The organism is Pseudomonas sp. lyk4-R2A-10 (assembly GCF_030209075.1).
Classification (GTDB): Bacteria; Pseudomonadota; Gammaproteobacteria; order Pseudomonadales; family Pseudomonadaceae; genus Aquipseudomonas; species Aquipseudomonas glycinae.
Window position 1 is genome coordinate 168,506 of the sequence record NZ_JARVSR010000003.1, and the last position, 12,944, is coordinate 181,449.

A 12,944-nucleotide genomic window follows, 5' to 3' on the forward strand; every position below is an offset into this window, starting at 1 on the left:
GTACCTCGCCATAAAAACCTCAACTGACCGATACGCCTCAATGGGAACCCATGGGCTATCCTGCTGCCCACTTAAAGGTATCGACCGTTTTCAGATAGGAGGTTTGAATGCGTACCCTTGAACTGGCTGGTGTGCAGGTGCCGGTGATTGGCCAGGGCACCTGGCGCATGGGCGAAGACCGTTCGGCGCACAAGCGTGAAGTGGCGGCCCTGCGCAGTGGCATCGAACTGGGGATGACCTTGATCGACACTGCGGAAATGTACGGTGAAGGCGGTGCCGAAACCGTCGTCGGCGAAGCCATTGCCGGCCTGCGCGATCAAGTGTTTCTGGTGAGCAAGGTCTACCCGCACAACGCCAGCCGCCAAGGCATTCCCCAGGCCTGCGAGCGTAGCCTGCGCCGGCTCGACACCGATTACATCGACCTCTATCTGCTGCATTGGCGCGGCCAGTATCCGCTGGAAGAAACCGTCGAGGCGTTCGAACGTCTGCGCGAGGACGGCAAGATCGGTCGCTGGGGCGTCTCGAACTTCGACGTCGACGATCTCGAAGAACTGTCGCATTCGGCCTGCGCCACCAATCAGGTGCTGTACAACCTGGAAGAGCGCGGTATCGAATTCGACCTGCTGCCGTGGTGCCAACAGCAGCGCATGCCGTTGATGGCGTACTGCCCGATCGGCCAGGGCGGCGCGATGCTGGCCGAGCCGGTGCTGAAACAGATTGCCGCTCGTCACGGCGTGACCCCGGCGCAGGTTTCGCTGGCGTGGATTCTGCGTCAGGATGGGCTGATTGCGATTCCCAAGGCCGTGCGCCCGGAACACGTGCAGCTCAATGCACAAGCGGCGCAGCTGCCACTCGATGGCGGGGATCTGGCGGCGCTGGACCAGGTGTTTCATGCGCCACAACGCAAGCAGCGGCTGGCCATGGTCTGAGCCACCGCCGACTGACAGAGGGCTTCGCCATGAGAAGCACTGATCAGGACGATCCATTCAACCTGCAACGCTTCGTGCTCGCCCAGGACCCGGTGTTCGAACGGGTTCAGCGCGAGCTCGACGAGGGCCGCAAGCGCAGCCACTGGATGTGGTTCGTGTTCCCGCAGTTCGCCGGGCTCGGCGGCAGCGAGATGTCGCGGCGCTTCGCGATCAACTCGGCGCCGGAAACCCGCGCCTATCTCGACCACCCGTTGCTCGGCGCCCGGCTGCGGACCTGCACGCAGCTGGTGCTGAACGTACAGCAACGCTCGATTGCCGAAATTTTCGGCCACCCGGACGACCTGAAATTCCACTCATCGATGACCCTGTTCGCCCAGTTCGCTGACGACGACAGCCTCTGGCATCAGGCGCTGGAGCGTTATTTCCACGGTATTCAGGACGAATGGACCCTGCAACTGCTGGACTCAAAACAGGCCCAGTTGCCCCCCGATCAGGGTTGAAAAATCGTCGTCGACAAACGGCAGGATCGCATCCGCCACCGGTTGCAGCTGGCGGGTGATGTAGTGGTCGTAGTCGATGGCGGCGCGACGCACTTCCAGCGGCTCGGGCCCGGCCAGGGTGATGACGTAGCTGATCCAGCCACCGTTCTGGTATTGCCGCGGGCGACCGTGTTGCGCGTTGTAATCGTCGGCCAACCGTGCGGCACGAACATGAGGCGGCACGTTGCGTTCGTAGTCATCGAGAGTCCGGCGCAGGCGCTTGCGATAGACCAGTCGCTCGTCGAACTCGCCGGCCAGGGTCTTGCGCACATACTCGCGCACGTAATCCTGATACGGCTTGCGCTGGAAGATCCGCTCGTACAACTCCTGCTGAAATTGCCGGGCCAGCAGCGACCAGTCGGTGCGCACGGTTTCCAGGCCTTTGTAGACCATTTCTTCGCTGCCGTCGGCGCGGGTCACCAGGCCGGCGTAGCGCTTTTTGCTGCCCTCCTCGGCGCCGCGAATCGTCGGCATCAAAAAGCGCTTGTAGTGAGTTTCGAACTGCAATTCGAGGGCGCTTTCCAGACCGTATTGCTCACGCACATGCTCGCGCCACCAATCGTTGACGTGCTGCACCAAGGCCCGACCGATTTGCGCCGCTTCTTCCTGACCGTGGGGGCGACGCAGCCAGACGAAGGTCGAGTCGGTATCGCCATAAATCACCGCATGCCCCTGAGCCTCGATCAGCTGTCGAGTGCGCAGCATGATTTCGTGGCCGCGCAGGGTGATCGAAGACGCCAGTCGCGTATCGAAAAACCGGCAACCACTGGAACCGAGCACGCCGTAGAAGGCGTTCATGATGATCTTCAGCGCCTGGGACAGCGGCGCGTTGTGCTCGCGCTTGGCGGTCTCGCGGCCCTCGGCGACCCGGGCGACGATGGACGGCAGGCAATGCCGGGTTCGGGAAAAACGCGCACCGCGAAAGCCCGGCACCGAGTCGCTGTCATCCGGATGCTGCAAGCCTTCGATCAACCCCACCGGATCAATCAGAAAGGTACGAATGATCGACGGGTAAAGACTCTTGTAGTCGAGCACCAGCACCGATTCGTAAAGCCCCGGTCGCGAGTCCATGACAAACCCGCCGGGGCTGGCCTGCGGCGGATTGGTGCCAAGGTTCGGCGCCACAAAACCCTGGCGGTGCATCAGCGGCATATACAAATGCGTGAATGCCGCCACCGAGCCGCCGCTGCGATCCGCCGGCAGGCCGGTGACGCTGGCGCGCTCCAGTAAAAATTTCAGCAGCTCGGTCTTGGCGAAGATCCGCGTGACCAGTTCGCAGTCCTTGAGGTTGTACTTGGCCAGCGCCGGTTTGTCCTCGGCGAACATGCGGTTGATCTCGTCCATGCGCTGGTACGGGTTGTCGATCGACTTGCCCTCGCCGAGCAGGGTCTGGGCGACGTTTTCCAGGCTGAACGACGGAAAGCTCCAGGTCGCCGAACGCAGGGATTCGATGCCGTCGATGATCAACCGTCCCGCCGCTGCAGCGAAGTAGTGATTGCGGCTGCCGTGTTCGCGCCACTGCATTTCCTCGCCGCCTCGCCCGAGCTTGAGCGGCACGCCGAGGCGTCGGGCGTGTTCGTGGAGGATGCGCAGATCGAACTGCACGAGGTTCCAGCCGATGATCGCGTCGGGGTCGTGACGGGCGAACCAGTCGTTGAGCTTCTTGAGGATCAAGGTGCGCGATTCGCAGTACTCGAGATCGAAATCGACGATGCTGGCATCGCCATTCGGTGCGCCGAGCATGTACACCTGCCGCTCGCCGCAGCCCTCCAGCGCGATGGAATACAACTCGCCCTGCTCGGTGGTTTCGATGTCCAGCGAGACCAGCCGCAGTTGCGGACGATAGTCGGGGGCAGGCTTGAGGTGGGCGTCGAGCAACACGCCATCGGCATCGGGCGTGCCGCTGAACCAGACAGGCGCGGTGATGAAACGCTCCATCAGGTAGCGCTCGGGTGGTCGCACATCGGCTTCGAAGACATCGACACTGTGGCGGTTGAGCGCGGTTTCGAGGCGCATCAACTGACCGTGTTGCTGGCAGTACAGACCGAGCACCGGGCGATGCTCGAAATCCTGCAAAGCCAGGGGACGCAGTTCGACGTTCTTTTCGTCCGCCAGCACCCGCTCGGCCTGCTCGCGCTGCGCCGCAGGGATGAATGCCACCGACGGCTGATGCGGCAGGCGCACACGGCGCGGCCCGGCGTCGGTCGCCAGCCAGAACTCGACTTCGGTGCCGGCCGGGGTGTCGCGCCAATGCCGGGTCAGGACGAAGCCCTGCTGTAAATCCACCACTGCAACCTCAGGAATTGATTCAGACGGGCATTCTACGCGGCATTGCCGTAACCCGTGACAAAGGCCTCGCCATGAAAAACCCGGTCAAATGACGTTTTTTGCGTGTTATCTGCCGTTTTGCGGCCTTGCCCTGCGCGCCTGCGTCTACGATGCTTGGAGAACAACGACAACACCTGAGTAACCGCCATGAAAACCGTCGCCCAGCTGCTCAAGCTCAAAGATCCGAAAAATCAGGAAGTGCACCAGATCAAACCCGATCACATGGTGCTCGAAGCGCTGATGAAAATGGCCGAGAAGAACGTCGGCGCCCTGCTCGTGGTGGAAGACGACAACGTGGTGGGCATCATCAGCGAGCGTGATTACGCGCGCAAACTGGTGCTGCACGGGCGCTCCTCGGTGGGCACGCCGGTGCGCGACATCATGGTGGCTAACGTGATCACGGTGGACACCCACCAGACCGTCGACACTTGCCTTGGCATCATGTCCGACAAACGCCTGCGTCACTTGCCGGTGGTGGAGAACGGCAAGCTGATCGGCCTGCTGTCGATCGGCGACCTGGTCAAGGAAGCGATTGCCGAGCAGGCCGAGCTGATCAAACAGCTGGAGCAGTACATTCGCGGAGAGTGATCAGCCGGGCCAATGTCGCGCAAAGACCGGCGCCAGCACCGGGTGTCGGTCAATGCGCTGCAGCCACGCATGGAAACCGGGTCGGGCCTGACGCAGGTGTTCGCGGGCACCGGCCCAGCGCGTGACCACCGCCGCCAGCACGTCCAGTGCGCCCGGTGTTTCATCGTCCAGGTACAGCTCGGCGGAGAACTGGTCGGCAAACACCTCCCAGCTCCAGTGCAGTCGTTCCCGCGCACCCGCCATCAGATTCTGTCGCGAGGCCTCGTCCGGCATCACCAGCCAGCGTTCCGGGTAATCAATGATCCCGATGGCCGCATAACAATTGCTGACGATGTACACCAGGCCCCGAATCGCCTGATCGCGGTCAGCGCCGTTGGCCGGCAGCAGGCCGGATTGCGCAAAGCTTTGCCCCAGATGAATCAAAATCGCCGCACTTTCGGTGATGACACTGCCGTCCGGCAGTTGCAGGGTCGGGATCTGTTTGAGCGGATTGAGCCGCGCCAGCTCCTGGGCCGCTTCCGCACTGGCCTCGATATCGATGAAGCGGTAAGCCACCTGGCACAGCTCGAGCGCCGCCTCGATGGCCGCCGCCCCTGAATTGCGATGTCCGTAGAGCTGATACATATCCCCTCCTCCACTGCGAAAGGCATCCTGCCTGGCCCTATTTATAGCTGTTGTATCGAATTTGGCACGGATTGCGCATTCATCGGCAGCTTGCGAATCCCTGATCTCGCAAAACAGCGCTGGCGGTGCCCATCCCGCACCAAGAGCAATCAGCGAACGCTATCCGCGTTCTTGTAAGGTGCGATACCGAACCAAAAGTTCGCGTATCCGAGCTGGCAACAAGGAGTTCACCGCGTGAATCTTCATCTGCTGCGCCACCCTCTTCTCTCGATGCCCATTTACCTGCGCCGCGTTCGCCCGCCGAACAGTCCGTGCATTCCTTTTATTACCTGAACGCCTGCACTATTTATTTTTTAAATAGCACGCAAGAAGCCATTGCGTGCGCGCTGCATTAATGAATGCAAGAACACATTGTTCGACAATAACTTTCAGACAGCACACCGATACAACTTTTGCTGTTCGGCGTTAATGTCCAAAGCGCACCAAAACTGCACTATCAATCATTACCCAGAGCCGATTTTATTTAGACAAAAACAAGGAACATCGCCTGTGACCCGCTAAAACACAGACCCGCACCAAATCAGTCCGCCACGCACCATCACGCGTCCTGGCCGACACGAGAACAGCCGCTCTATCTCGCTGAACGGCGCGATACCGCGCCAAGCCTGTCTCGCCCTGAAAAAAGCCCTGAAAACAGGGCTGTCGGGAGGTTATGCGCCCATGAAAACCGGCGTGCCTGATGAAACTTATATAAATGCGACATACGTATCATCCGTGAAATAACCGCTACACATTTGTTTACTGTTTGGCACAGCGGTTGCTATTGCATCAACCATGAGGGCAAGAATGACATTCGCCACTCAGTCATAAAAGAACAGCCACGGACCGGATCAATGAACTATCGAAGTCGACGTTACTGAAGCAATAAGCTGCACAAGCCCTGTTCAATAGATAGTTCAACTATCGGCTTCTGCACACCCGTATGAAAGTTGCGACCACTCACTCGAACAACGCTGTGTTGTTCGAACGGCACCTTATTGCCCTTCATCCACCCGAGGGAGCTTTAATGAACGATGCGGTAAAGCACAGAACGCCGCCGGGGTCAGTACCGAACGCAGCGCTTGCGTCGGTGGCGGGTCGGCCCGTCTACAAGGCCAACACGTCGCAGCCCGGCGGCCTGAACAAACAGCAGATGCTGTTGCTGGTGGCGGTGTCGGCGCTGATACACGGCGGCGCCTGGTGGTTTTTCCAGCAAGCGCGGGCCGAGCCGCTGCCCACGCCGCCGGAAATTCCGGAAATGACCGTCGAGCTGACCAGCCCGACACCGCCGGCCCCGCCGACACCGGAACCGCCGCCCCCGCCACCGCCACCGCCCGAACCAGAACAACCGGTGGAAGACGAGGACGCGGTCAAGCCGCCGCCCAAACCGGTGGAGAAACCCAAGCCGATCGAAAAACCGAAACCGGTCGAGAAACCCAAACCGGTGAAAAAGGCCGAGCCGCCGAAAGCGCCGCCCGCCCCTGCGCAACCGGCCGCGCCTGCCGCTCCGGCCACCCCGAGCGCGCCTCCGGCACCTGCGGCGGCACCGGGCCCGGTGAAAGAGTCAGCGGCGATTTCCGGTCTCGCCAGCCTCGGCAACCCGCCGCCGGAATACCCATCGCTGGCCCTGCGGCGCAACTGGGAAGGCAGCGTGGTGCTGCGGATTCAGGTGCTGGCCAACGGTCGCGCCGGCTCGGTGACGGTGACCAAATCCAGCGGCAAGCCGCAACTGGATGACGCGGCGGTCGCAGCGGTGAAGGCCTGGAAGTTCATTCCGGCCAAACGCGGCGACACACCGATCGACGGCTTCGCCACCCAGACCATCGATTTCAAATTGCCGCAATGACGGCACGACAACCGAACTCACAACCGATTAACGCAAGCGAGGTGTAGCCATGAACGATTCTCTGTCTTCGATGATTGTCCCCGGCGTGCTCTGGGGGCTGGTGCTGTTTTCCGTGGTCAGCTGGGCGATCCTGCTGGTCAAGTCGGCGCAATACCTGCGCCAGAAAACCCAGAACAAGCAGTTCAGCAAAGCCTTCTGGGGCGCGCCGGATCTGCTGACCGCCGCCGAACACGCCAGCCAGTATCCGGGCTCGCTGGCGCGGATCGCCAGCAGGGGTTTCGAAGCCCTGCTGGTGGAAGAATCCCCGCGCACCACCCAGCAACTGGCGCACACCATCAACCGTTCCGATCGACTGGAACGCAACCTGCGCCAGCAGATCCAGAAGGAGCGTCGCTCGCTGGAAAACGGCCAGGCGATCCTCGCCAGCATCGGCAGCACCGCGCCGTTCATTGGCCTGTTCGGCACCGTGTGGGGAATCATGGAAGCCCTGCAAAGCATCGGCGCCAGCGGCTCGGCCAGCCTGGAAACCGTGGCCGGGCCGATCGGCCACGCGCTGATTGCAACCGGTGTGGGGATTGCCGTCGCGGTGCCGGCGGTGCTGATTTACAACTTCTTCCTGCGGCGCCTGAAGCTGGCCTCGGCGGACATGGATGACTTCGCCCACGACTTCGACGCCCTCGCCTCGCGCAGCGCTTTCTCCATCAGCCGCCAGGCCATCGCCAAATCCACGGCCGCCGTGCGGGAGGCCAGCTGATGTCCTTTTCCACTCAAGACAGCGATGAAGTGCTCAGCGAAATGAACGTCACGCCGCTGGTGGACGTGATGCTCGTGCTGCTGGTGGTGTTCATCGTCACCGCACCGCTGATGACCAACGCGATCAAGGTCAACCTGCCAAAAACCGACGCCGTCGCCCCCGCCGAAAAGAAGGATCCGGTGGTGGTCAGCGTCGATCAGGACGGCAAGTTCTTCCTGGCCAAGACCGAGCTGGCGCCGGAATCACTGGAGGCCAGCCTCAAGGAAGTCAAGGCCAAAGATGCTGACGTGCGCGTGCAGCTGCAGGCCGACTCCGCCGTGAATTACGGCCAGGTCGCCAAAGCCATGGCGTCCATCGAGCGCTCGGGCATCACCAAGATATCGGTGATGACCACCCGCTGACGGCGGTGCCGGGCGCGCAGTGAGGGACGCGCCCGGCACCGCTCGTTGAATCCCGTCGCAATCGGCCGACCGAAAAAACGCAGCGCGTCTTCGGAGGGGATCGGCTTGCTTGAAGAAAGTGGTTTTCGCGGCGCGGCACCACCGTGCTCCGTGCAAAGAGGGCTCACAAGGCCATTTCGATAAACGTCTAACAAAGTCGGAAACAACCATGCTGATGAACACTCCACGCTTCACGCTCAAACCCTTGGTGGCGACGATTTCCCGCCACCGTTTCGTTCCGTTGTACCTGGTGGCCATGGGGATGGGCGCCGGGGTTCAAGCCGCCGAGGACGACAACAGCGTCCCGGCCGCCGCTGCGGTGGTCGCGCCGACCACGCAACTGCAACGGGTCGAAGTGACCGGTTCGGCGATCCGTCGGGTCGACGCGGAAACGGCGGTGCCGATCACCGTGCTCAAGGCTGAAGAGCTGCGCAAACAGGGCGTGACTACCACCGCCGAACTGGTGCAGCGCATCACCGGCAGCCAGTCGATCAACAACAGCGCAGGCTCGGTCGGAGCGGCCACCGGCGGCGCATCGTTCGCCGACATGCGCGGCATCGGCGCGAACAAGACGCTGGTGCTGCTCAACGGTCGCCGGCTGGCCAACAACGCCCTGTCGGGCACCAACTCGGCCGGCGGCGCGGTGGATCTGAACATGATCCCGTTTGCCGCGATCGAGCGCGTGGAAGTGCTGCGCGACGGCGCCTCGGCCCTGTACGGTACCGACGCCATCGGCGGCGTGATCAACTTCATCACCAAGAAATCCATGACCGACGGCCAACTCACCCTCGGCGGCGAAACCCCGACCCACAGCGGCGGCGGTGCGACCAAGGACATGAGCGCCAGCTGGGGCTACGGCGACCTCGAACAGGACCGCTTCAACGTGCTCGGCGTGTTCAACTACAACAAGCAACAGAACCTCGACGCCAACGACCGCTCCTTCGCCCGCGACTACGTGCCCGGCCGAGGCCTCGACCAGACCTCCGGCACCGCGTTCCCCGGCAACTACAGCCAGAACGGCAACGCCACCAACCCGCTGGCCAACAGCAATTGCAACGGCCCCAACCTGGTGGCCCGCGACGGCCTCTGCCGCTTCAGCACCCGGGAATTCATCGACCTGGTGCCGCAGACCGAGAAGACGTCGTTCTTCGGCAAGACCACCGGCAAACTGGCCGACGACCACAACGTCAACCTTGAATACTTCTGGTCGCGCAACAACAACGCCACCGCTGTCGGCCCGGCGCCATTGACCGGCCTGAGCCTGGATTCGTCCTCGCCCTACTATCCCGGCAACGGCATCACCCCGGCGCCCACCGGTTTCGCCCTCGACCCGACGCAACCGGTGGACGTGAACTGGCGCGAAACCGCCGCCGGCCCGCGTGAATCGAAAGACCAGAACACCAGCCAGCGCTTTTTGCTGAGCTTCGACGGTCTGGTGGGCGGCTGGGACTACAACGTTGGCGCCTCGTACAACCAGAACAAGATCGTCTCCAGCGTTACCAGCGGCTACGTCAGCGATCAGGCGATGATCGACGGTCTGGCCAGCGGCCTGCTCAACCCGTTCGGCCCACAGACCAGCGCCGGTCAGCAATACATCGACCAGGCCGCGTACCACGGCGCCTATTCCACGGCGGTCGGTCGGGTCGCCAGTTTCGACGGGCGGATCAGCCGCGAGATCGGTGACTGGTTCGGTGCCGGTCCGTCCGGCCTGGCCCTGGGCGGCGAGTACCGCAAAGAGAAATTCCACCAAGACTACGAAGCCTTTGCCGGCGACATCCAGAGCCTGGGCATCGACCCGGCCGGCAGCGTCGAGGGCGACCGCAGCGTGAAAGCCGCCTACGCGGAAATCAACGTACCGGTGCTCGACAGCCTGGAACTGTCCGCCGCTGTGCGTCACGACAAATACAGCGACTTCGGCAGCACCACCAACCCGAAATATTCGTTCCGTTATCAGCCGCTCAAGGAGCTGGTGGTCCGCGGCGCCTACAGCGAAGGCTTCCGTGCGCCGTCGCTGTATGAGCTGTATTCGCCGCGCAGCATCACCTACACCCAGGGCTACTACAACGACCCGGTGCTGTGTACTGGCGGCGTGGTGCAACCGGGCGGCAACGGCGGGCGCGATTGCGGTCAGCAGTTCCTCAACCAGATCGGCGGCAACGAAGACCTGGCCCCGGAGAAGGCGCGCAACGTGACGCTGGGCTTTGTCTATCAGCCGGTCAGCAATCTGTCCGTGGGCCTGGATTTCTGGTGGATTCACATCTCCAACCAGATCCAGCCGTTCCCGGAATCCACCGTGTTCGATCAGGCCGGCAGCTACCCTGACCGCTTCGTGCGCAACGCCGACGGCACGCTCAATTACATCGTCACCGGCAACGCCAACCTCGGCATCGTCGAAACCAACGGCGTCGATGTGTCGCTGGACTATCGCTTCCCGAACACGCCGTACGGTCAATTCGGCCTGGGCCTGCAAGGCACTTATGTCGACGAGTACGACTTCCAGAGCACCATCAAGGGCCCGTTCACCGACAAGGTCGGCGACTTCCGGGGTGACGGTGTGATCGCCCGCTGGAAACACAACCTGACCGGTTCCTGGACCTTCGGCGCCGCCCGCGCGGCACTGACCAACCGCTTCACCACCGGCTACAACGACTACGACCGCGAGACCAACGCACGGGTCGCGTCGTACTCGGTGTGGGACCTTTCGGCCGGCTACACCTTCGACAAGGTGCTGGACGTGGACGCCGGGGTGAAGAACCTGTTCGACCGCGATCCGCCGTTCTCCAACCAGGCTTACAACTTCCAGAGCGGTTATGACCCGCGCTACACCGATCCGCTGGGCCGTACGCTGTTTGCGCGCATGACGTACCACTTCTGAGTCCCGGTCGGGGCCGCGCAAGACTCCGGCCGGCCCCTTCCCCTTGCGAATTCGCATCCCGCAGCGGCCAGCCGCCGCTCCGGGCTTTTCCCGCTCAGAGGAACGACTTCATGACATTCATGCGCAACATGGCCGGCCTGCTGCTCGGCAGCGCGCTGCTGTGCAACGCGGCAGCTGCGCTGGCCGGCGGCAGCTACGCGATGACGGTGTACGGCGAGGCGCCGAAATACCCCGCCGGTTTCCAGCACTTCGATTTCGTCAATCCCGACGCCCCCAAGGGTGGCTCGCTCAGCCGCGCTTCGATGGAGATCGGTCAGTACAACTACATCACCCCGTATGCCGATCAGGGCATTTCCGTGGTGCAGGTCAACGACTGGGTGTATTCGCCGCTGGCGTTCCGCTCGCTGGACGAGCCTTACACCGTCTACGGTCTGGTGGCGCAATCCATGGAGCGCGATCCCGGCGGCCTGTGGGTGCGTTTCAACCTGAATCCCGAGGCGCGTTTCGCCGATGGCACGCCGATCACCGCCGAGGACGTGCGCTACACCTTCGAACTGTTGATGACCAAGGGCAGCCTGAGTTATCGCCAGCAATACGCCGACGTGCAGGACGTGCTGATCGAAGGCCCGCGGCAGATTCGCTTCACCTTCAAGAACAACCTCAACCGCACCCTGGCGCTGGATCTGGCGTCGCTGCGACCGGTGCCCGAGCACTGGTGGAAAACCCGCGACTTCGCCAACGGCGGCGGCTTCGAGCCTCCGCTGGGCAGCGGCCCGTACCGGGTGAGCAAGGTCGACGCAGGACGCAGCATCAGTTTTCAGAGAGATCCGCACTGGTGGGGCAAAGACCTGCCGGTCAGTCGCGGGATGTACAACTTCGACAGCCTGACCGTGAATTTCTACGGCGACACCGATGTCGCCCGACAATTGCTGCAGGCCGGCGCGTTCGACTACAACCGCGAGTTTTCCTCGTCCGGCTACGTGGTCGGCTACGACAGCCCGGCCCTGCGCGACGGTCGCCTGCAACAGGCAATTCTCGCTCCGGACAAACCGACCTGCGCCCAGGGTTTCGTGTTCAACCTGCAGAATCCGCTGTTCAAGGATCGCCGCGTGCGTCAGGCGCTGAGCCTGCTGTGGGATTTCGAGTGGACCAACAAGCAGATGATGCGCGGCTTCTACGTGCGCCAGAACAGCTACTGGCCGAAGAGTGAAATGGCCGCCACCGCGCTGCCCGACGCCGGGGAGCTGGCGATCCTCGAACCGCTGCGCGGACAGATTCCGGACGAGGTTTTCAGCCGGGTCTATCAGGCGCCGAAAACCGATGGCAGCGGCTACATCCGCGACAAGCAGTTGCAGGCCCTGAAGCTGTTGGCCGAGGCCGGATGGACGCCGAAAAACAACCGACTGGTGAACGCCGCCGGCGAGCCCTTCGAATTCACCTTCCTCGACGGCCAGGGCGGCTTCGACCGCATGCTGCTGCCGTACAAACGCACCCTGGCGCAGATCGGCATCACCCTCAACTTGCGACGTATCGATTCGGCGCAATACATCAACCGGCTCAACGCCCGGGACTACGACATGATCGTCACCAGTTTCCCGCGCAGCGGCGATCCGATCGTCTCGCCGGGCCGCGAGTTGTACAGCCTGTACGCCTCACAGAGCGCCACGCAGGTCGGCAGTTCCAATTCGATGGTGCTGGCGGATCCTGCGGTGGACCGGCTGATCGACGGCCTGGTCCAGGCCAATACCCGCGACGCCATGGTGCGTTACGCCCGCGCCCTCGACCGGGTGCTGCAATGGGGTGACTACATGATTCCCAACTACTACTCCAAAGGCACGCCGACGGTGTATCAGAACCGCTTTGGCAGGCCACCTGTGCAGCCGATTTACAGCGAAGGCCTCGACACCTGGTGGGAGGTCTCGGCCAAGCCGCTGACCAATCAGCAGATGAGTGCCTTGCGCCAGCTCGCGGGGGGCCAGTGA

At 62.5% G+C, this 12,944-nt stretch carries 10 protein-coding genes; 8 read left to right on the forward strand and 2 right to left on the reverse strand.

Annotated elements, in window-relative coordinates; translation table 11 throughout:
- Nucleotides 1-107 precede the first annotated feature (107 nt).
- Together QRN46_RS06760 and QRN46_RS06765 are read left to right on the forward strand one after the other, a co-directional pair.
- Nucleotides 108-929 carry an aldo/keto reductase gene (locus QRN46_RS06760; protein WP_011335065.1) on the forward strand — a complete coding sequence of 274 codons (822 nt, stop codon included), beginning with the start codon at nucleotides 108-110 and terminating at the stop codon, nucleotides 927-929.
- A 29-nt stretch (nucleotides 930-958) separates the two neighbouring features.
- Entirely contained in the window at nucleotides 959-1,429 is a 471-nt protein-coding gene (locus tag QRN46_RS06765; protein WP_011335066.1) for a DUF1810 domain-containing protein, read from the forward strand.
- On the opposite strand, the gene QRN46_RS06770 is transcribed toward QRN46_RS06765, so the two are convergent.
- Nucleotides 1,394-3,754 carry a DNA polymerase II gene (locus QRN46_RS06770; RefSeq protein WP_181457895.1) on the reverse strand — a complete coding sequence of 787 codons (2,361 nt, stop codon included), beginning with the start codon at nucleotides 3,752-3,754 and terminating at the stop codon, nucleotides 1,394-1,396. The genes QRN46_RS06765 and QRN46_RS06770 overlap by 36 nt on opposite strands.
- Nucleotides 3,755-3,943: 189 nt before the next feature.
- Between QRN46_RS06770 and QRN46_RS06775 the strand changes: the two genes are divergently transcribed.
- A complete protein-coding gene (locus tag QRN46_RS06775) occupies nucleotides 3,944-4,384 on the forward strand; it encodes a CBS domain-containing protein (RefSeq protein ID WP_011335068.1) in 441 nt (146 codons plus the stop codon).
- On the opposite strand, the gene QRN46_RS06780 is transcribed toward QRN46_RS06775, so the two are convergent.
- Nucleotides 4,385-5,008: a glutathione S-transferase N-terminal domain-containing protein gene (locus QRN46_RS06780; protein WP_011335069.1), complete on the reverse strand. Its 624-nt coding sequence runs from the start codon at nucleotides 5,006-5,008 to the stop codon at nucleotides 4,385-4,387.
- 1,066 nt (nucleotides 5,009-6,074) lie between these two features.
- Here QRN46_RS06780 and QRN46_RS06785 point away from each other — a divergent pair.
- The 5 genes from QRN46_RS06785 to QRN46_RS06805 all read left to right on the forward strand — a co-directional run bounded on the left by QRN46_RS06785 (nucleotide 6,075) and on the right by QRN46_RS06805 (nucleotide 12,944).
- Nucleotides 6,075-6,893 carry a TonB family protein gene (locus QRN46_RS06785; RefSeq protein WP_011335070.1) on the forward strand — a complete coding sequence of 273 codons (819 nt, stop codon included), beginning with the start codon at nucleotides 6,075-6,077 and terminating at the stop codon, nucleotides 6,891-6,893.
- Nucleotides 6,894-6,942: 49 nt separating this feature from the next.
- The gene (locus tag QRN46_RS06790; protein ID WP_285354423.1) at nucleotides 6,943-7,647 is read left to right on the forward strand and encodes a MotA/TolQ/ExbB proton channel family protein; all 705 of its coding nucleotides are present in this window, start codon (nucleotides 6,943-6,945) and stop codon (nucleotides 7,645-7,647) included.
- Complete coding sequence (locus QRN46_RS06795; RefSeq protein WP_011335072.1) at nucleotides 7,647-8,048, forward strand: ExbD/TolR family protein; 402 nt, start codon at nucleotides 7,647-7,649, stop codon at nucleotides 8,046-8,048. Before QRN46_RS06790 ends, QRN46_RS06795 begins: the two co-directional genes overlap by 1 nt.
- A 208-nt stretch (nucleotides 8,049-8,256) precedes the next feature.
- The gene (locus tag QRN46_RS06800; RefSeq protein ID WP_285354424.1) at nucleotides 8,257-10,962 is read left to right on the forward strand and encodes a TonB-dependent receptor; all 2,706 of its coding nucleotides are present in this window, start codon (nucleotides 8,257-8,259) and stop codon (nucleotides 10,960-10,962) included.
- Nucleotides 10,963-11,072: 110 nt separating this feature from the next.
- Nucleotides 11,073-12,944 carry an extracellular solute-binding protein gene (locus QRN46_RS06805; protein ID WP_285354425.1) on the forward strand — a complete coding sequence of 624 codons (1,872 nt, stop codon included), beginning with the start codon at nucleotides 11,073-11,075 and terminating at the stop codon, nucleotides 12,942-12,944.